The following is a 20008-nucleotide window of genomic DNA, read 5'->3' on the forward strand; positions in this document are numbered from 1 at the left end:
AGGAGATCAGAATGAAGGTTATTGTCGGTCTCGGAAATCCGGGCCCTCAATATGCAGAGACGCGCCATAATATTGGGTTTTTACTGGTTGACTTGCTGGCAGAGGCTCATAGCCTTCAATTTCGTGCAAAATTCCAGGGATTATGGACGGAAGGGAATGTGGAGGGCGAACGCCTTCAACTCTTAAAGCCTCTAACATTTATGAATTTGAGTGGCCGTTCGGTGAGAGAACTTACCGCTTTTTATAAAGTTCTTGGGGAAGATTTACTGATTGTTCAGGATGACATGGATCTGTCACTTGGGAAAATTCGTCTCCGTAATCGGGGAAGTGCAGGGGGCCATAACGGGATTAAATCCATTCTAGCTGAATTGGGAACAGAGAAATTCTGGCGACTAAAATTAGGAGTGGGTCGGCCAACGCGAAGTTCGAGGTTCGAGATTCGAGATTCGAACCGTGAATCACGAACCACTAACATCGAATATGTCCTTTCCTCCTTTGCGAAAGATGAAATTGCTCAGGTAGATGACATGTTAGGACGGGCAGAAAAAGCGGCGTATTTATGGATTAAAGGGGAAACCGATCGGGCCATGAATTTATACCATCGTTAACGTGAGGTATAACCTTCATTGCTAGGGGTAATTCTACTAGCTAGGAAGGTGATTTTAGTATGAAGATATTAAAGTTATGTCGTACTTGTGACCGAATTATTGGTGAGCTTGAGTTAGATGACTTGACCAACGATAACGCTGACCCTATAATGGAGATTGTTGGAAATGTTGCTTATGCGATTTGCCCTGGTTGTCTACAAGAAATGGAACTGGAGCCAAGGAATGTGTATCATTAGATTCATCTTTTTTGCTACCCGAAAGGATGCGCGGTTTGAATACAATTCATGACTATCTTCGACAGGGGCTGGATATAAAAGGGATTGATCAATCGTTAAGTCATGGGGAATGGCCCCAGACGATATACGATTTAACAGGGAGCCAAAAGGCAGCCTTTGTCGCGCAGCTATTACAAATGTCTATAAAAACCGGATTAATCTTAACTTATTCGGAAGAGCAGGCACAAAAGTGGGCTAATGATTTACGGACCTGGTGCTCTCCGGAAACCATTCTACATTTGCCCACAACAGAATGGCTTCCTTTTGAAGTGTTAGGGAGAAGCAGGGAAACGACTTCAGACCGAATTCGCGTCATGAATCGACTGGCGCAGGACTCAAAGTGTACGGTCGTTGCTTCTGTTCTGGCAGTGGAACGGCGCGTATTTCCTCTGGAAAGCTGGACAGATTTTACATTAACATTTGAAGTGGGGAAAGGATATGGCCTTTCCGAAGTTCTTAGGGCATTAACCTCTGGCGGATATGAACGGATAGAGACAGTTGAAGGGAAAGGGCAGTTCGCTTTAAGAGGCGGGATCTTGGATATTGCACCTTTAGACGGAGAGGCGGTCCGTATTGAGTTTTACGATGATCAAATCGACTCCATCCGAACTTTTGACCTTGGAACACAGAAATCGATTGCTGCTGTGAGCAAGGTGCGTATTCCTCCTGCCATGGAATATGTTGTCACTAGGGAGGAGCTGGGACAACTTCGATTTGCAATTCGGGCGGAAGCTCGTAAAACGACCGGCCGTCTCACACGAGCCGGGAGGGAAGAAGCGGCGGAACGCTTATATAATAAAGTTAATTTTTGGGAGGAACAGCTTGAACAGGGAATCTTGGACGAAAATGCCTATTCTTTTTTGAGCTTAGTTAATAAACCGCTCGTTCCCTTTTTTTCTTATCTTACGGAGGACCATTTTGTTGTTTTGGACGAGCCTCTACGTTTAAAAGAACAGTTAGAGTTTCAAGCAAATGAGCGGTTATTAGAATTCACTCACCAATTGGAACACGGTGAAGGGTTTGTTGACCCTGAGACACAGTTTATTGATTACAATGATATTCTAAGCCACGGAGAGCGTTATCCCTTGATCAGTCTTTCAACGCTTTTAAGGCAAGCCCCAGGTCTCTCGCCAAAGCGGATTTTCAACCTTACTGCCCGCCCTTTGACCGGCTTCATGGGAAAAACAAGTAAGTTAGTCGAGGAGATAGAGAATCGAAAGGAAGCGGGGAATGTGGTGGCGTTGTTTGTCGGCGATGAGGATCATGCCCTGCGTTTGATTCAGGGCTTAAAAGATAGTGGCCTGACTGCAGCCCGTAAAGAACTTAAGGATCCGGTTGAAGAAGGACATGTTTATGTCTACCCGTTTTCCCTCGGCCATGGCTTTGAGTTACCGCTCGGAAAGCTAATCATTTTGACAGAAACTGAAATCTATAAAAGGGGGAGTAAGGTGGTTGGCAAGAAGCCCAGTACACCTGCTCAAAAGAACATATTCATCTCGGATCTTAAACCAGGTGACTATGTTGTGCATGTTCACCACGGGATCGGTCAATTTACCGGCATTGAACGGTTAGCGGTTGGAGGGGTAGAAAAGGATTATTTTGGGATCCGCTATGCGGGAGAAGATCGGCTCTATGTTCCTTTGGATCAACTGCATCTCTTGCAAAAATATTTAGGAAGCGCAGCGGAAACCTTGCCCAAACTATATAAACTCGGGGGGACTGAGTGGTACAAGGTAAAGAGTAAAACACGCAGTGCTGTTAAAGAAATGGCGATTGATTTAGTAAAACTTTATGCCAAGCGGGAGGCAATTCAAGGATTTGCCTTTTCTCAGGATAATGTGTGGCAAACTGAATTTGAGGAGAAGTTCCCTTATGAAGAGACTCCAGACCAACTACAGAGCATTGCGGATGTAAAACTTGACATGATGAGTCCACGTCCAATGGACCGCTTACTTTGCGGGGATGTGGGCTATGGCAAAACGGAAGTTGCCCTTCGTGCGGCGTTTAAAGCGGTGCTGGACAGTAAGCAAGTGGCCGTCCTTGTTCCGACAACTATTTTAGCCCAACAACATTTTAATACCTTTCGGGAACGGTTTATTGGGTATCCGATCACCATCGAAATGCTCAGCCGGTTTCGGTCTCAGAAGGAACAAAAAGCAATACTTGAAGGGCTTAAGGAAGGCAGAATTGATATCCTTGTGGGAACGCACCGTATTCTCTCTGATGCCGTCAAATTTAAAGATTTAGGATTATTGGTCATCGATGAAGAGCAGCGTTTTGGGGTTACCCACAAGGAGAAACTGAAAACAATAAAAGGTAACGTCGATGTGCTAACCTTATCGGCGACCCCAATCCCGAGGACTTTGCATATGTCACTGGTGGGCGTTAGGGACATGAGTGTGATCGAGACCCCACCGGAAGGCCGGTATCCGGTTCAAACGTATGTCACAGAATTTCGGGATGATGTGGTACGTGACGCCATAAGGCGTGAGATACAACGTGGCGGGCAAGTATTCTATGTACATAATCGAGTCGAGGATATGGACAAGGTTACCCGTTTTTTGAGGCAATTGGTTCCCGAAGCTCGGTTTGGTGTTGCCCATGGTCAAATGCGCGAAACAGAGTTGGAACGGGTCATGCTTGATTTTCTTGAGCAGGAAATCGATGTCCTGGTTTCTACGACCATTATCGAGACGGGACTTGATATGCCCAAAGTAAACACACTTATTATTGACGAGTCCGATCATTTTGGGTTATCCCAACTTTATCAGTTGCGCGGGCGTGTTGGGCGGTCCAATCGCAAAGCGTTTGCCTACCTTCTGTATAAACCGCAAAAGGTTCTCACGGAAATTGCAGAAAAACGTCTCGTAGCTATCCGTGAGTTTACTGAATTTGGAGCGGGATTTAAAATTGCCATGCGAGATTTGGAATTTCGTGGCGCAGGGAACTTGATTGGCGCCCAACAGCATGGGCATTTAGCAGCGGTGGGGTTTGAAATGTACAGCCAGATGCTTAAAGAAGTGGTTCAGGAACTGCGAGGAGAAAAGGTTGAAGAAGTCATCAAACCGAGTATTGAGCTTCAGGTGGATGCCTTTTTACCAGATCCCTATGTTGTGGATAGACAAGCTAAGGCAACATTATACCAACAACTGGCAATGGTTCGGGATGAGGAACAACTTAGCGAGATGATTGAGGAATTGGTGGATCGTTTCGGAACTCCGACGCGTGAAGTTGAGCACTTAATTGAAATAATTCGGATCAGATTACTGGCAAGCTCTTTAAAAGTTGAACAAATCCAACAAGTTAAACAAAATGTTAGTATTCGTTTTTCAGTAGATATGGGCATGACTGGTGAGAATCTGATGGCTGTGGCCTCGGCTTCTCCTTATCCTTTGTCTTTCAGGACAGCAAGTGGAGGGAATCTGGAGTGCAAAATTCGTATCCGCACGCTTGAACAAGAAAAGGTGATTGGGGCGGTACTTCAGGTGCTCTCTGCCTTTTGCATTATTGCCTCAAGTACAACTCCTTGATATACTGTTCTCATGTAAATGAAAGGGTGTGTCTGGATGAAAAAGTCTTGGGGGGGGATCATTTTCGGAGTCCTGGCCTTGATACTTGTGACAACGGGATGTTCTTCGTTGGTTAGCGGTAAATGGGCGGTAAAAGTTAACGGAGATTCAATTTTGATTAAGGATTATGAGGCCCGAGTTGCCGAAGTGCAAAAGACTTATGAAAAACAAGGTGCGAAATTTGACACAGAGGAGGGTAAAGAAGCTTTACCTCAGATAAAAAGCCAGCTTTTAGAACGTATAATCGACGCCAAGCTTATAGCTCAAGAAGTGAAGAATCAAAAGCTTGATCCAGAGGATGCAAAAATCAAAGAGCAGGAGTCAACCATTAGAAAAAATATAGGGGATGATGTTAATTTTCAAGATACTCTAAAACAACAGGGTATGACGGAAGCCGATTTAAGGAATTTATTGACGGTTTATGAGAAAGTAACGGCTGATGTTAAAGTGCCGAGCGACAGTGAGGTTAAAGCTTTTTTTGATAAAAACATAGCTCGTTACAGCCGGCCTGAAAGTGTAACAGCTCATCATATTCTGGTTGAAATGGAAGATGAAGCGAAAGCGATTATTACGCAGCTTACAGCGGTTAAGGACCAAGCAGCAATCCTTCCTCTGTTTATACAGCTCGCTAAAGACAAGTCCACTGAGGATGGAGCCAAAGAATCGGGTGGAGATCTTGGAACCTTTACGAAGGGGGAAATGGTTCCGGAATTTGAAACAGCGGTATTTGCCCAGAAAGCAGGTACATTTTCAACAACCCCTGTAAAAACGGAATTTGGTTATCATGTGATCTGGGTTGATGCGCACATACCTGCAACAGTCGCAGACTATGCCAAGGTGAAAGCTCAAGTGGCACAAGATGTCTTGAATGTGGCACAAGATGCAAAGTACCAGACGTATTTTGACGATCTGCGTAAGAATGCAATAATTGAATATGCAAAGGAATATCAGCCAGCAAGTTAATAATAGGTGAAGGAGGTAACTATAGTTGCCTTCTTTTGTTTTAGATTGGAAAAAAATGAATAAATAGCAATCCCTAGATATATACTATCATTGAATTTATGGTTCAAAAAGCAAGTGCGAAATGAGTTTCGGGAATGACAAAAAGAGGAAGGTGCGTTTATGAAAGCAACAGGTATCGTAAGAAGAATTGATGACCTCGGTCGTGTCGTTATTCCAAAGGAAATTCGTCGGACTCTTCGTATTCGGGAAGGAGATCCGTTAGAGATTTTTGTAGATCGGGAAGGGGAAGTCATCCTCAAGAAATATTCCCCTATCCGTGAATTGGGAGAATTTGCTAAGGAATATGCTGATTCGCTTTTCGAGGCAACAGGGCATATTACTTGTATCTCAGATCGTGATACGATTATTGCAGTATCGGGAGCATCAAAGAAGGAGTATCTGAATAAAGCGGTAGGACCCGTCATAGAACAAGCCATGGAGTCAAGAAAAACCATTCATATCGGCAATTCTGGGGAGAATGCCTTGTGTAAAGGCTGTCCTGAAAATGAGGAAGAGGACAAATGCAAGTATACCAGTGAAGTCATTGCCCCGGTTATTTCGCAAGGGGATCCGATAGGTGCTGTAATGCTCATATCCAAAGAGCCAAATATGAAAATGGGTGAGTTGGAGATTAAATTAGTCGAGACAGCGGCCGGATTTTTAGCAAAGCAGATGGAACAATAACCATAAAGCGCTGGCCATGGATGGCCGAGTGTCCCTGTAGCCATGGACGGCGAGAAGGGACCGCTGGCCCGAAGACACTGTCTTCGCACGGATTAGCCTTCTTGCAGGATGGCGGGAAGAGACCATCGCCATGGATGGCTAGATGCCGTATGGCGGGAAGGGACGAGATAAAAATAAAGCGGTCTAGCCGCTTTATTTTTATTAGACATATCAGACTCCCATGCCGCTGCGCGTCACTACAGATGAATAAAAAGGTTATTTCAAGGCAGACAGTATAAGTTTTCGGGGTACTCCTTTACTTGGAAATTTGGTATTATAATAGTATGGAAGAAAGCATTAATAGAGATTTTTTTATTAGAAAGTTTATGGTAAAATACGCTTAGGAGGTGAAAAATGTCCTCGTGTCTTCATGTTATGGGCTTAGGTCCTTCCGGACTTGAACAGTTAACCATTGGAAACTACCGTCGTATATGCGGTGCGAAGAAGATTTTTGCACGAACTTTAGAGCATACCTGTGTTCAGGAATTGATGGCCGAGGGTATATGTGTAGAATCATTTGATGAGATCTATGCCACGAAACCTTCCTTCGAGGAGGTGTATGAAAGCATTACCGAGCAGTTGCGTAAAGAGTTGGGAAAGGGCTCTGAGGTTATCTACGTGGTTCCTGGACATCCCATGGTTGCTGAGAAGACAGTACAACTTATCATCGAAAAGCTTGCGCAGGAATATGAGGTAGTGATTCATCCGGCAATGAGCTTTATAGATGAAATTTTTAGAGCCTTAAAGTTCGACCCGATTGACGGGGTACTAATACGAAATAATGATGCGCTAAAAGATGTTGGACTGACGGGAAAGGAATGGCTGATTATTCCCCAAGTGTATAATAAATTAATTGCCTCAGAGGTCAAATTGGACCTCATGAGTTCTTATCCGGATGATGCATGGGTGTATATTACAAAAGCCCTTGGCACCCCCGGCGAACAGGTGGACAAGCTTCCACTCTTCAAGATGGATCATGGGACCTACGATCATTTGACGACGATAATTTTGCCGCCGAACTCAGATGTTATCTCCTTTTCCAGGTTGACCAAAGTAATGGCTTTATTGCGTTCTGAGCAAGGGTGTGCATGGGACATTGAACAGACACATGATACATTAAAACCGTATCTGATTGAAGAAAGTTATGAAGTTCTCGACGCAATAGAGAAAAATGATATGTATAATTTGTGCGAAGAGTTGGGAGACTTATTAATGCAAGTTGTTTTTCATGCTCAACTTGCTTCAGAAGCTAGGGAATTCGATATTCAAGACGTACTTCAAGGGGTCATTCATAAACTGATTCGCAGGCATCCCCATGTTTTCGGGGAGGAGAAGGTAGAGTCCTCCGATGATGTGATCTTGACTTGGGATAGAATTAAGCAGCTAGAGAAGACAAGCGGAAATGATGAGTTAGCTTTTTTCAATGATCCTTTAGGGTTACCGGCACTCATGTGGGCCTCTTCAACCCAACGTAGAGTGGCTAAGGTCGGGTTTGACTGGTCAAATATTGATGGGCCTTTGGGGAAAGTGCAGGAGGAATTACAAGAGCTGAAAAGTGCTTTGTCTAAGGGTATAGGAATACGGGAAGAATTAGGCGATTTGATGTTTTCCATTGTCAATTTATCTCGATTTTTAAAGTTTGATGCGGAAGAAGTTCTAAGGGATACCATACATAAGTTTCAACGTCGTTTCCTGAAAATGGTTGAATTAACTCGAAAAGACGGTCTGGATTTAGAACAATTACCTCTGGATGAAATGGATGTGTTTTGGGAAAAAGCTAAATCTCAAGAAAAAGTGGTAAATTAATGTAATATAGATGATAAAAAGCAGGAGATTGATTATTTATCACGAAATATAGAGTGTCGTGATAAGATCAGTTATTTAGGAGGGACTATTTTTGAATAAGGCTGAATTAATTAGTGCTGTTGCTGAGAAGGCGGACATGTCCAAGAAGGATGCCGAAAAGGCTGTTAGTGCCGTTTTTGCTACAATCGAGCAATCCTTGGCACAAAGCGAAAAAGTCCAACTGGTTGGTTTTGGGACGTTCGAAGTCAAAGATCGTGCGGAACGGACGGGAAGAAATCCTCAAACGAAGGAAACTATCTTGATTCCAGCGGCTAAGGTACCCGGTTTCAAGGCAGGGAAGGCTCTTAAAGAAGCGGTCCAAAAATGAGTCTGCGGACATTATTACAGAATCAGGTTCCAGGTCCTTTCTGGAGCCTGATTTTGCGTATCACAATGAGGAAGGGTATGCATGTATGCGGATCGATAAATATTTAAAAGTTTCTCGCCTGATAAAGCGACGCACGGTTGCCAAAGATGTCTGTGTTGGGGAAAAGATCGCAATAAACGGACGGGTAGTAAAACCCTCGGCGGAAGTCAAGATCGGGGACCGCATCACCCTGGAAATGGGGAAACATATTCTCGAAGTCCAGGTCTTGGCGACTCCGAACAGTGTAAGGGCTAATGAAGCGCAAACCCTCTACGAATTGATTCGTGATGAAAGAAAGGCCGAGTCTTAAGGTAATTCGTCGAGTATATTATAGGGAGTTTTGCTAAATGCGGAGGTTGCAAGACAACATAGAAACTATCCGATTGATGCCGCAGTGATAAATATGTTTGTACAGAAATACAAAGCTTTGTAAATGCAATATGGTATGCTCCAAAGAAGGCACTCAAAAGAGTGCATTCTTATAAGACATAATTTGATGGTTGAACTTTTAGTTTAACCATTTTTTCTGCTTGATTCAATATCTGTTATTAAGGAAAAGCAAGTATTTGGGAGAATGAACAGCCTCCCCCCCTTGACCGAGTATGTCGGGCTAAATCTAGTGAGTACCCACCCCCGTTCCGAACCTCCCCGTCAACCAAGCCCGAGGAAGTTTCTTAGCTTAGGAAGCACGGAGAGAGGAATCGCGTAATGAGCGCAGTCGATAAGGTGAAGAAACTCAACGGTTCACTTGCAGAAAGCCCAGAGGTTTTGAGTTTTAGCCTTAGCGACAAGTGAATAGCGATGGAACACGATAGTCTCCGGTGGAGACTATCGCCAAGGCGCAGACCCACGACGATCACTTATCGCCGCAGGTTGCTAAGACCGTGCTAATAAACTGACTCCCCTTCTAAAGGACGTGCAAGGTGAATAGGGTTTAAGAAGAAAAAGAGTTAGGGGGATGGGGCATGGCGGACAAAGTTGGCAAGGGACATCGCCTTGTCATGGAAAATCGAGAACAAATTGCCTTGACAGGAGTACGGAAGGTGCAGTCCTTTGGCCCCAAGGAAATTGTTCTTGAAACTGAACTTGGGATATTGAGTATCAAAGGGGAACAGCTGGGTATCAAACTGCTTAATCTCGAAGAGGGTCTGATTGATCTTCAGGGCCAGGTCGGTGCTTTAATCTATCATCGCAATACGAGTGGTGACTCCCGTCAAGGATTAATGAACCGGATTTTTCGTTAATAAGCCTCCATCGTCAGAAGAGAGGAGGAAGAGCAATCTCAGAATTCGTGACGTTTTTTTGGGTAATTGTGGCTGGAGCAGCCGTTGGCTTTGTTTTTGACTTTTATCGTTCTTTTCGACGTTGGCAAGGCTGGGGACAGGTTTTGACCTTTATAGGGGATATATTCTTTTCACTTGCGGCATTGTATATTCTTTTCAACTTTTTTGAAAGAGCAAATGCGCTAGCCTTTCGTTTTTATATTATTTGGGGTAGCGTGCTGGGGTTGGTCCTATATTTAAGATTATTGAGCCGCTTTTCCGTACGCTTCTATTTTGGACTCTATAGGGTTATAAACTACCTTGCAGAACTTATCTATAGGGGGATAAAGATTCCAATAAGGGGGCTTGTTCTTATTATGCGGCCGCCCTATGCGATATTGGAATGGTTTAGCATGCTTCTCTATCGAATCGGAGAGTTTTTCCTTCTAGAACTAATCACGTATATCAAAAAGAAGCTGAAAGGGTGGTGGAATAATCTCATACCACCTAGGATAAATAGATGAATTTTAACAGAGGGATTGATTACCTAAGAGGGAATGGCTATAATGAAGTTATATTAATTAATTGTCCATAGTATGTAAATGTTTTGTAGGTGGTTTGTCCACATATTTATCCACACTTGTGGATTACTTATCAGCAAGGGTGTGCCACAGTGCAAATAGAAATTCGGGGTTTGGAAAAACTAAGTTTTCGGGAACGCCAAGCGGTGATCCTCAAAGAAAGTGGAAAATCTTTTGAAAACATCGCCAAACAACTCCATCTCAGTCAGAGTTCTGTGGCAACTTTATTAACCCGTGCAAGAAGCAAAGGGTATGAGATTGTTTGTATTATTCCAGGCGGGGAGCTTGGTTTAGGGGGAGGGGAACTGGATGAAGAGGGCTCGTCAGAAGATTAAAACTCAAAATCGACCGAGGGTTCGACTTCGTTGCGGTACTATTTTCGTTCTATGCTTTATGATCGCTGTAGTCGGAAGCTCCGCATGGCAGATATGGAAACTTCATTCTAAGGTAGAAGGACAATTAGCCCATTTGAATCAAGAAAAGATAACCTTACTTCAACAGGAACAACTTCTTAACGATGAAATTGCGCAATTAAACAATCCAAGTTACATCGAAAAATTAGCCCGAGAGCAGTTGGGACTTGTAAAACGAGGTGAAATTCTCATTTCTCCCAAGAATTAGTACCTACATGGGGCTCATAACCTTGACAGGCGTGAAATGTGCTGCATATAATAGAGAGTAGATATAGATAGATCATCACAAGGAGGAGTTTACTTCGTATGGCCATTGACGTTGGCAGTATTGTTGAAGGAGTCGTTACTGGGATCACGAATTTCGGAGCATTTATTGAGTTACCGGATAGAGTAACCGGTCTCGTACATATCTCAGAAGTCGCGGATGCCTATGTCAAGGATGTCCGAGATTATTTAAAGGAACAGGATCATGTTAAAGTAAAGGTTATTCATGTTGATGAAAAAGGAAAAATTGGACTCTCAATCAAACAAGCAAATCCCACTGTTCGTAATGTGGGTCGTGAACGCCGTCTTCCACCAACGGTGTCCTTTGAGGATAAATTGGCTAAGTTTATAAAAGACAGTGATGAGCGTCAGACAGAATTTCGTCGTGCAACAGACTCTAAACGTGGAGGCAGAGGTTCAAGTAGATCTTAGGTTGTAACCGCCGGAAGGCGGTTTTTTATACGTATCAGACTACCATGCCGCTTTGCGGCACCACTGATGAATGAAAATAGGTCATTTTCAGGGCAGAAAGTATAAGTTTTGGGTCCCCCTTTACTTGACGTATAAATACTATCTCTTGGGGAGTAACCCCGCTGAGTAAGTTTTCTTCATGAAAATGCAGGTATATTTAGGAGAGCCATAGGGTTATCCCAAAGTATTCGCGAGATTTATTATGAACTGCGTCGAAAGTTGTTGCGCATGAGTGACTTTACTAGACAAGCTTTGCCATCTATGTAGGCTATAATATTACCATAAAATGGGCAAGGGGTGATATTATGGCAGAATGGGCAACGTTGAAATTAGATCAAGGCCTGCGTAGCAGGATTTCAATCGAAAGTGCGGTTTTTCCACTATTATTGGGAGGGTTGTTGGCACGGGGCAGCATTTTGGGCTTATATCCCTTCGGGGTTGCGTTCGGGTCGGCCTTGCTCATGAGGGGAGAGAGGGGGGCAATATTCGGCATTCTCGGTATTCTCATTGGTGTCATTTCACTGGGTGACGTATCCTTTACATTACAAGTTGGGATAATGTTAGCAGTTTTGACGGTGCTTATACCCGCTTTGCGCAATAAAAAGCACGAGGGGATATATTTGGCTGCCTTGACAGGTTTACTGGTAGCCTTAATTTCTTCTCTAGCTATAAGCCTAGCAAAGCCCAATCTCTATGCATTTTTCTCAGTCGGCCTTCATAGTGTACTTGCTGGAGGGTTTACGATCATTTTTCGGTATGCAATGTGTCATCAGGAGGCTATCTGGAGAGGTGAATTCCAGCGTGAACAAGGAATTGCCTGGCTTGTAATTCTTATCGGTGTGATTAGTGGTCTCCAAGGGGTACTGATTTTGGGGATAAATTTCTCCGTGGTATGTTTAAGTTTTTTTATTCTATTTGTTTCAGAGCGGTACGGAGCAGGGACTTCGGCAGGTGTTGGAGCAATACTGGGTTTTATGCCCCAATTAACCAGTATCAATACCCAAAATTTAATGGATGCGGGGATCTACGGTTTAGCGGGTTTTTGTACGGGTGTATTTCGCCGGTTTGGCAAGTTAGGAATAGGAACGGCATTCATTGCTGTTATGCTGATGCTAACGGTCTTTTTGAGACAAGAGGCAATCTATACGCAACTTATTTCCTCTATAGTTGGTTTATTTTTATTTCTTCTATGGCCGGGAGCAACTTCCCAAAATAATTTTTCGAAACCACAGATAATTCCTGAGGTAGAAACCACTGTTTCCAAGGTAAAGACACTGGCGGAAATCTTTGATCAAATTGCTCTGAGCTATCAAGCGGCTGAGGCGGAATCTTTCGAGATGCGCCCAGAAATTGCCGAACTGATGAATGTTTTGGTTGAACGTGTATGTCATTCATGCCCGACCATGGATGCTTGTTGGAACCGAGAGTTTTATAAAACCTACCATATTTTCCTCGATCTTTTTGGCTTGGTAGAGAATGATACAGATGTCAAATTACAGACTTTACCGATCGAATGGAAACGTCATTGCGGACGACTAAAAGAAATGCTATTGGGAGTGCAATTTATTATTGAGCAAGAGAAGAACCAGGAAATATGGCGTCGTCGTCTGCTCCTCAATCAAGAGGCTTTGTCTCGTCAGTTTCTCAACGTTTCGCAGGTCATCGGAAATCTTGCCAAAGAACTTCATTCACAGCATAACTGGGAAGTAGTAAAACCATCAAATTTAGCTCGCCGCCGTCGCCACTTTCTGGATGTGGGTGTAACTACATTTACGAAAACTGGAAACGGAATGAGTGGGGATAACTATGCTTCTATAGCATTCTCGTCAACTCAGCATGCCTTTATTTTAAGTGATGGAATGGGTGTCGGGGAGAATGCTTCTAAGATGAGTGCTACTGCGTTAACCCTCCTTGAGCAACTTCTTACTACAGGGTTTGAACCGGAAGGCGCAATTCAAGCACTTAACTCCATCCTGGTCTTGCGTTCCCCGGAAGAAAGTTTCGTAACAATTGATATGGCAATTTTAGATTTAGAATCTCCTAATCTAAAGTTAGTTAAAGTGGGAGCGTCCGCCTCCTACCTGGTCGGTGAAGATGGCGTGAAATCTTTTGCATCGTCAAGCCTTCCGGCTGGTATCTTAAACCAGATTGATATACCTGTTATTGAGGCGGAGATGCAGAGCGGGGAAACGCTGATTTTATTGACGGATGGGGTACAAGACGTTTCAAAAGAAGGGACGGATTGGATTCGGGATTTTCTGGAGAAAACTACGATAGATAAATCTCAGGACATTGCTGACCTTATCGGACAGGAAGCACGCCGTTTGAGCGGGGGAGTCTTAGATGACGATGGAATTATCTTAGTTATACGAAAGAACTATTGGAACGAGTAGCATTAGGGTCAACCCAGGTACTTAAATCAGGTAGCAAGCAGGAAAAAGAAAATATTTATCGAATCGTAGTTCAGGAGGAAGAACAAAAATCGGAGAAAAAACAAAAATTTGAGTAAAGGAGGGGATTTAATGGTTTGGGATGCAACTGTACTAAAGGATTGACTGATTGCCGAAGAGGCCGAAAAAAACATGCCCACTATTGATGAATTGATTGAAAGACTGTCACTCGAAAAAGATGAGCTGATTCCTTACAGAAGAACACCAAAAGTGGACTTTTTGAAATTGATGGGTCGCCTCAAGGATAAATCAGATGGCAAATATATTGAAGTTACCGCTATTACACCGACACCTTTAGGCGAAGGAAAAACGACCACTACTATAGGTCTGATTGAAGGACTTGCCAAGAGAGGTATGAATTCCGGCGGGGCAATACGACAGCCTTCTGGCGGACCGACTATGAATATTAAGGGGACTGCTGCCGGCGGTGGAAATGCTCTATTAATACCAATGACTGAGTTTTCCTTAGGACTAACCGGGGATATCAATGATATTATGAATGCCCACAACCTTTGTATGGTCGCTCTTAATGCCAGGATGCAGCATGAGGCTAACTATACTGATGAAGAGTTAAGTAAACGAGGCTTGACCCGTTTAGACATAGATCCGAAGAATGTAGAAATGGGCTGGGTTATTGATTTCGCAGCTCAAGGCTTGAGAAATATCATAATGGGTATTGGTGGAAAAAAAGATGGTTTCCAAATGCAATCAAAATTTGGTATTGCCCCTGGTTCAGAGTTGATGGCTATTTTGGCAATTGCCAAAGATCTTACCGACATAAGAGAGCGGATGAGCAATATTATTGTTGCTTATAGTAAAACAGGTAAGCCGGTTACTACCAAAGATTTGGAAGTAGACGGAGCTATGACCGCCTGGATGCGTAACACGATTAATCCGACGATTTGTTATACAGCTGAAGGTCAACCGATTATGGTTCATGCCGGTCCGTTCGCCAATATTGCTATTGGACAATCTTCAGTTATCGCTGACCGACTTGGTCTGAAGATGTTTGATTATCATGTTACTGAAAGTGGATTTGCGGCAGATATTGGTTTTGAAAAGTTCTGGAACGTTAAAGTTCGCCTGGGCGAACTTAAACCAAATGTTTCTGTCCTTGTGGCCACAATTCGAGCCTTGAAAATGCACGGAGGCGGACCGGCTGTGGTAACTGAGCATCCGTTACCCGATGTGTACGTCGAAGAGAATCTTGAACTCGTGGAAAAAGGGTGCGCTAACCTACTTCACCATCTTGAAGTTGTTAAGAAATCGGGGATTATCCCTGTAGTATGTATTAATAGCTTCTTCACTGATACCGAAGCAGAAATTAACCTGGTTAAGAAAATTGTTAACGCGGCAGGGGCGCGTTGTGCCCACTCCAATCATTGGCTTAAAGGCGGAGAGGGTGCCTTAGAATTAGCGGATGCCGTTATTGATGCTTGTAACGAACCTGTAGATTTCAAATTCCTCTATCCGTTGGAGATGCCTCTCCGGCAACGGGTTGAACTCATTGCCAAAGAGGTTTACGGTGCAGACGGCGTAGATTGGTATCCGGAAGCCGAAGCGAAAGCTAAGCGCTTTGAAAGAGATCCGAATTATGCAGATTTCTCCACAATGATGGTCAAAACCCATTTAAGCTTATCTCATGATCCTGCGTTAAAAGGAGTACCGAAGGGCTGGAGATTACCAATTCGTGATATCTTAGTTTATGGTGGAGCCAAATTTCTTTGCCCCATGGCTGGGACAATCACTTTAATGCCTGGTACAGGTTCCGATCCTGCTTATAGAAGAATTGACGTTGATACCAAAACCGGTAAAGTTAGGGGCTTGTTCTAGGGATAGTTATATGGGCAATTTATGAAACCCTTCCGCAGTTATTAGACGTAAGGGGCTGTGTGCAAACACAGTCCCTATAAATAAAGCGGTATGAGTTTTATTGATTAACAATAATCAAGCTATCCAGTGGAAGACCAAATAAAATTAAAGACAATCTAATACAAAAAGTGGGGCTGTTTTCATAAGGAATTTACTTATGACACAGCCCCATTCTCAGATGTAAAGAGTATGGTATTTTTCGGAGTATTAGCAGGGGGGAGTTTCAGTTTCGTTAAGTATGCCGTTGTGTTTAAGTGGAGAGAATGTTAAGGTTGTAAATGTTAGCGACAGTTGTTTTGCGTTTTGTTCGGGGAAGGGGGCCAAAGGAATGTACGAAAAACTGCGCACACGCGTATTACCTCAAATGATTCCCCCAAACGCTAAAGTCATGGTCGCAGTATCCGGAGGACCGGACTCGATGGCTTTAAGTCATATTCTTTGGCGATATGTTCGAGAAGAACAGTCAAGGGGGGTCTCCTTAGTATTAAGCCATGTTCATCACGGGGTTCGGAAAGATTCAGATAATGAAGCTCACTTGGTTCAGAAAATGGCGGCTAAGTGGAAGATCCCTTGCATAGTCCATCGTTTCGATGCAAAGGGATATGCCAAAACTATGGGCCAATCTTTTCAAGAGGCGGCCAGAGAATGGCGTTATGCTCGTTGGAAAGAGGATATGCGCAAGGAGGAATGCACCCTTCTTGCAACAGCCCACCATCTTGGGGACCAAGCTGAGACGATTCTTTATAGGTTACTTCGAGGGAGTGGGACGGCAGGATTGGCTGGAATATATCCAACCAAGGGCTCGATAATTCGCCCCCTGCTGACGTTTAGGAAAGCGGATATATTGAATTATTGTGCGCGGGAAGCTCTGCCGTATGCACTTGATCGTTCAAATGAAGAGTTAGTATATGACCGTAACCGAATCCGCATAGAGTTATTACCTGAATTGGAGAAAAATTACAATCCTCGAATTCAAGAGGCGCTTGGGCGTACAGGAGAACTTCTTCGCTGGGATGAAGAATATTTGTCCCGGCAAGTAGAGACGGTCTGGAAACATTACCGCATTTATAGCATTAATGACCCTGTCAATACGATCGGCTTAAGTCGCGATATCTTTACTGAGCCTGCAGCGATTCTTTCCCGCCTATTGCGTAGAGCGGCAATGCTGATTACCAAAGAACCCAGAGGGTTAGGGTTTGCTTATGTTGCGAAAATCATGGGCTCTGAGGGAAAGCCTGGTTGGATGCAGGATTTGCCAGGTCTGACAGTTAAAATTTCAGATGAGGGGATTTGGTTTAACCGTGATGTTGGCTCTGTTGGGGAGCCTGGCGACGTCGTAAATATGCATGGCCAACAGATGCTGAATGCAGCCTTTCCAGAAATCGCTTTGGACATGGGGCACTGGTCCAAAATCCCAAGTTTGAAGTTGGAAATCGGGTTGTTGGAGGAATGGAATCTTTCCCCAGCGAACGCAACTTTCGATAGACAGGAGCACAAGGTGGCGGTTTTTAGCCGTGATCTTTTAGGCCGGTTTTCGGACCGGTTGGTGTGTCGTACTCGGCGGCAAGGAGACAGAATGTGGTTTCAGGGTGTTGGACATAAATCTCTAAAAAAGGTTTTTCAGGAAGAAAATATTTCTGTTAAAGCAAGAAACGGACTACCGTTGATCGCCTCCGGTGCAGAAGTGCTCTGGATTCCCGGTGTTCGCCAAAGCAGTCTGTGTCGACCCTACCAGAACACCGAAAGGGTTTATTGCGTTCTCAAACCGCAGGCTTCGGGTTCTAATTTGAATTCATTGTAAAACTCAATACTGCGTGGTATAATATGAGGAATTGCTTCAGAATGAAGAGGTTTATACACAAGAGAGGTGTACCATACTTGAAGTTTTTTAAAAATGCGGCAATTTATATACTGATAATTCTCATGGCGATTGTGTTTATAAAATGGTCGACTCCTCCCGTTAGTAAAGAGGTAGAAATGGACTACAACGCTTTTAAAAGAGCTGTTGTTGAGGACCAGGTTAAAGATGTCACGGCTGTTATTGAAGACAATACCATTACGTATACTGTTACGATGAAAGACGATAAAAAGCATGAGGTGATTGGGCTGGGAACGGATCCACAACTTACGGCGGATTTGTATGCTCACGGTCTTCCCTACCTCGTTGAAGAACCTCCGAAACCTCAATGGTGGGTGGGATTACTTTCCACAATGCTTCCCATGCTCCTCATCGTTCTGTTGTTCTTCTTTATGATGCAACAAAGCCAGGGTGGCGGCAATCGGGTGATGCAGTTTGGAAAAAGCAAAGCAAGATTAGTCGGAGAAGATAAGAAAAAGGTAACCTTTGCCGATGTTGCCGGCGCGGACGAGGTAAAAGAGGAGCTTCAGGAAGTGGTTGAGTTTTTGAAGTTTCCAAAGAAGTTTCAGGAATTGGGGGCGAAGATTCCCACGGGGGTTCTACTTTTTGGACCTCCCGGAACTGGTAAAACCTTACTTGCCCGTGCTATTTCCGGAGAAGCCGGCGTGCCTTTTTTTAGCATCAGTGGTTCTGATTTTGTGGAGATGTTTGTTGGAGTTGGAGCTTCCCGGGTGCGAGATTTATTTGAACAAGCCAAGAAAAGCGCTCCGTGTATCGTATTTATCGATGAGATCGATGCGGTTGGACGTCAACGGGGTGCCGGCTTAGGTGGCGGACATGATGAACGCGAACAAACTCTTAACCAACTTCTGGTGGAGATGGATGGATTTAACGGAAATGAGGGAGTAATAATTATCGCGGCTACAAATAGGGCGGATGTCCTGGATCCGGCTCTTTTGCGCCCAGGCCGTTTTGACAGACAAATAATTGTTGATGTTCCGGATGTTAAAGGACGCGAAGAGATACTTAAAGTACATGCTAAAGGGATGCCGCTGGCAAAAGATGTCGATCTTGAGGTTCTGGCTCGCCGCACCTCAGGTTTTACCGGCGCGGACCTGGCCAACTTGATTAACGAAGCGGCACTTCTTACTGCTCGTCGAAGTGGAACTCAAATTAGCCAGCAGGCGCTGGAAGATTCTATAGAACGAGTGATCGCAGGACCTGAGAAGAAGAGCCGGGTGATAAGTGATTTCGAAAGGAAGCTCGTTTCTTATCACGAAGCAGGGCATGCATTACTCGGAGACCTCCTCCTTCATACGGATCCCTTACATAAGGTTTCGATTATTCCTCGCGGAAGAGCTGGGGGATACACGCTTCTTCTTCCGAAAGAAGATCGTAATTATATGACTAAATCCCAACTGCTGGATCAGGTGACAATGTTACTGGGCGGTCGCGTTGCTGAGGCTATGGTACTGCAGGAAATCAGTACAGGTGCTTCAAATGACCTGGAGCGGGCCACTGGGCTCGTTCGTAAAATGATTACTGAGTTGGGGATGTCAAAACTCGGTCCGCTCACTTTTGGCCACAAGGAAGAGCAGGTCTTCCTTGGCCGGGATATTTCACGTGATCGTAGTTATAGCGACGCAGTGGCTTATGAAATTGACAATGAGGCGCGCAGGATTATTGATGAGTGTTACCTGAAGGCTCAAAACTTGATAAAGGAAAATATTGATAAATTACATGCTATTGCCGAAGCATTAATGGAACAAGAAACCTTGGATGTCACGAGCTTTGCCGCTCTCATGGCCAAATTTGATGTTGAGGCAGATGCAGAAAACAGTGCAGAAGTTCCGATAAATCAAGAAAAAACTCTGGAAACTGTGGAAAGTTCGCCAGATACGGTAAATAATTCAAATCAGCAAGATGTTTAGAATTGGACTAAAAGGAGAGCTAAGGATGGAAAAAACATTTATTATGCTGAAACCGGATGCGGTTCAGCGGGGATTGGTCGGAGAAATTATTGCTCGTTTTGAGAAAAAGGGCTTCAAGCTCGCCGGGATGAAGTTTATTCAAGTGGATCGCGCTTTGGCTGAAGCACATTATGCGGAACATCGGGGCAAAGGGTTCTTTGAGCCGACGGTTGCCTACATTATGTCTTCTCCGGTCGTTGCTATGGTATGGCAAGGGAAAAACGCAGTTGCGTTAGCCCGCCAGTTAATGGGGTCTACAAAACCTGTGGAGGCAAGTCCCGGATCTATCCGCGGAATGTATGGGATGGATGTTAGCCGTAATATTATTCATGGCTCGGACTCGGTTACAAGTGCCGAACGGGAGATTGCACTTTATTTTAAACCCGAAGAACTGATAGACTATCCTAAAGTGGGCGATGAATGGTTGAGTGAATAAGTGAACTCGTTCAGCTTAAGCTGAACATCGAGACTTCGGTGG

Annotated in this window: 17 protein-coding genes; all 17 read left to right on the plus strand. The window is 44.2% G+C overall.

What is annotated here, in order from left to right:
- Positions 1-11 precede the first annotated feature (11 nt).
- The 17 genes from pth to ndk all read left to right on the plus strand — a co-directional run bounded on the left by pth (position 12) and on the right by ndk (position 19966).
- Complete coding sequence (pth, locus tag AC6I5A_RS10370) at positions 12-608, plus strand: aminoacyl-tRNA hydrolase (RefSeq protein ID WP_034615370.1); 597 nt, start codon at positions 12-14, stop codon at positions 606-608.
- Between the two features lie 262 nt (positions 609-870).
- The gene (gene mfd / locus AC6I5A_RS10375) at positions 871-4413 is read left to right on the plus strand and encodes a transcription-repair coupling factor (RefSeq protein WP_052168024.1); all 3543 of its coding nucleotides are present in this window, start codon (positions 871-873) and stop codon (positions 4411-4413) included.
- A 36-nt stretch (positions 4414-4449) separates the two neighbouring features.
- Positions 4450-5415, plus strand: a complete 966-nt coding sequence (locus AC6I5A_RS10380; RefSeq protein WP_034615375.1) for a peptidylprolyl isomerase — start codon at positions 4450-4452, stop codon at positions 5413-5415.
- Positions 5416-5574: 159 nt separating this feature from the next.
- Positions 5575-6138: a stage V sporulation protein T gene (gene spoVT, locus AC6I5A_RS10385; RefSeq protein WP_034615377.1), complete on the plus strand. Its 564-nt coding sequence runs from the start codon at positions 5575-5577 to the stop codon at positions 6136-6138.
- 393 nt (positions 6139-6531) lie between these two features.
- On the plus strand, positions 6532-7983 hold the full coding sequence (gene yabN, locus AC6I5A_RS10390; protein WP_034615378.1) for a bifunctional methyltransferase/pyrophosphohydrolase YabN: 1452 nt from the start codon (positions 6532-6534) through the stop codon (positions 7981-7983).
- 91 nt (positions 7984-8074) lie between these two features.
- Positions 8075-8350: an HU family DNA-binding protein gene (locus AC6I5A_RS10395; RefSeq protein WP_034615381.1), complete on the plus strand. Its 276-nt coding sequence runs from the start codon at positions 8075-8077 to the stop codon at positions 8348-8350.
- 85 nt (positions 8351-8435) lie between these two features.
- A complete protein-coding gene (locus tag AC6I5A_RS10400) occupies positions 8436-8699 on the plus strand; it encodes an RNA-binding S4 domain-containing protein (protein ID WP_034615384.1) in 264 nt (87 codons plus the stop codon).
- 655 nt (positions 8700-9354) lie between these two features.
- Complete coding sequence (yabP, locus tag AC6I5A_RS10405) at positions 9355-9633, plus strand: sporulation protein YabP (protein ID WP_034615387.1); 279 nt, start codon at positions 9355-9357, stop codon at positions 9631-9633.
- A gap of 47 nt (positions 9634-9680) precedes the next feature.
- Positions 9681-10175 (plus strand): spore cortex biosynthesis protein YabQ, encoded by a 495-nt coding sequence (gene yabQ / locus AC6I5A_RS10410; RefSeq protein ID WP_034615389.1) that lies wholly within the window; start codon positions 9681-9683, stop codon positions 10173-10175.
- A 149-nt stretch (positions 10176-10324) separates the two neighbouring features.
- Positions 10325-10567, plus strand: coding sequence for a sigma factor-like helix-turn-helix DNA-binding protein (locus tag AC6I5A_RS10415; protein WP_034615393.1), 243 nt, complete (start codon positions 10325-10327; stop codon positions 10565-10567).
- Complete coding sequence (locus tag AC6I5A_RS10420) at positions 10542-10853, plus strand: FtsB family cell division protein (protein ID WP_034615396.1); 312 nt, start codon at positions 10542-10544, stop codon at positions 10851-10853. Before AC6I5A_RS10415 ends, AC6I5A_RS10420 begins: the two co-directional genes overlap by 26 nt.
- A 98-nt stretch (positions 10854-10951) precedes the next feature.
- Positions 10952-11341 carry a S1 RNA-binding domain-containing protein gene (locus tag AC6I5A_RS10425; RefSeq protein WP_034615399.1) on the plus strand — a complete coding sequence of 130 codons (390 nt, stop codon included), beginning with the start codon at positions 10952-10954 and terminating at the stop codon, positions 11339-11341.
- A 344-nt stretch (positions 11342-11685) separates the two neighbouring features.
- A complete protein-coding gene (locus AC6I5A_RS10430; RefSeq protein ID WP_034615402.1) occupies positions 11686-13773 on the plus strand; it encodes a SpoIIE family protein phosphatase in 2088 nt (695 codons plus the stop codon).
- A gap of 162 nt (positions 13774-13935) precedes the next feature.
- Positions 13936-15663 carry a formate--tetrahydrofolate ligase gene (locus AC6I5A_RS10435; RefSeq protein ID WP_497900662.1) on the plus strand — a complete coding sequence of 576 codons (1728 nt, stop codon included), beginning with the start codon at positions 13936-13938 and terminating at the stop codon, positions 15661-15663.
- Between the two features lie 367 nt (positions 15664-16030).
- Positions 16031-17503, plus strand: coding sequence for a tRNA lysidine(34) synthetase TilS (tilS, locus tag AC6I5A_RS10440; protein ID WP_034615405.1), 1473 nt, complete (start codon positions 16031-16033; stop codon positions 17501-17503).
- Positions 17504-17580: 77 nt separating this feature from the next.
- Positions 17581-19491 (plus strand): ATP-dependent zinc metalloprotease FtsH, encoded by a 1911-nt coding sequence (gene ftsH, locus AC6I5A_RS10445; RefSeq protein WP_034615407.1) that lies wholly within the window; start codon positions 17581-17583, stop codon positions 19489-19491.
- A gap of 25 nt (positions 19492-19516) precedes the next feature.
- Positions 19517-19966 carry a nucleoside-diphosphate kinase gene (ndk, locus tag AC6I5A_RS10450; protein ID WP_034615410.1) on the plus strand — a complete coding sequence of 150 codons (450 nt, stop codon included), beginning with the start codon at positions 19517-19519 and terminating at the stop codon, positions 19964-19966.
- The last annotated feature ends 42 nt before the right edge of the window (positions 19967-20008 follow it).

It is taken from the genome of Desulfosporosinus sp. Tol-M2 (genome assembly GCF_059735615.1).

Coding starts and splice junctions, on each gene's coding strand:
- pth (WP_034615370.1), top strand. CDS start 12: ATGAAGGTTATTGTCGGTCTCGGAAATCCGGGCCCTCAATATGCAGAG.
- mfd (WP_052168024.1), top strand. CDS start 871: ATGCGCGGTTTGAATACAATTCATGACTATCTTCGACAGGGGCTGGAT.
- AC6I5A_RS10380 (WP_034615375.1), top strand. CDS start 4,450: ATGAAAAAGTCTTGGGGGGGGATCATTTTCGGAGTCCTGGCCTTGATA.
- spoVT (WP_034615377.1), top strand. CDS start 5,575: ATGAAAGCAACAGGTATCGTAAGAAGAATTGATGACCTCGGTCGTGTC.
- yabN (WP_034615378.1), top strand. CDS start 6,532: ATGTCCTCGTGTCTTCATGTTATGGGCTTAGGTCCTTCCGGACTTGAA.
- AC6I5A_RS10400 (WP_034615384.1), top strand. CDS start 8,436: ATGCGGATCGATAAATATTTAAAAGTTTCTCGCCTGATAAAGCGACGC.
- yabP (WP_034615387.1), top strand. CDS start 9,355: ATGGCGGACAAAGTTGGCAAGGGACATCGCCTTGTCATGGAAAATCGA.
- AC6I5A_RS10420 (WP_034615396.1), top strand. CDS start 10,542: ATGAAGAGGGCTCGTCAGAAGATTAAAACTCAAAATCGACCGAGGGTT.
- AC6I5A_RS10425 (WP_034615399.1), top strand. CDS start 10,952: ATGGCCATTGACGTTGGCAGTATTGTTGAAGGAGTCGTTACTGGGATC.
- AC6I5A_RS10430 (WP_034615402.1), top strand. CDS start 11,686: ATGGCAGAATGGGCAACGTTGAAATTAGATCAAGGCCTGCGTAGCAGG.
- tilS (WP_034615405.1), top strand. CDS start 16,031: ATGTACGAAAAACTGCGCACACGCGTATTACCTCAAATGATTCCCCCA.
- ndk (WP_034615410.1), top strand. CDS start 19,517: ATGGAAAAAACATTTATTATGCTGAAACCGGATGCGGTTCAGCGGGGA.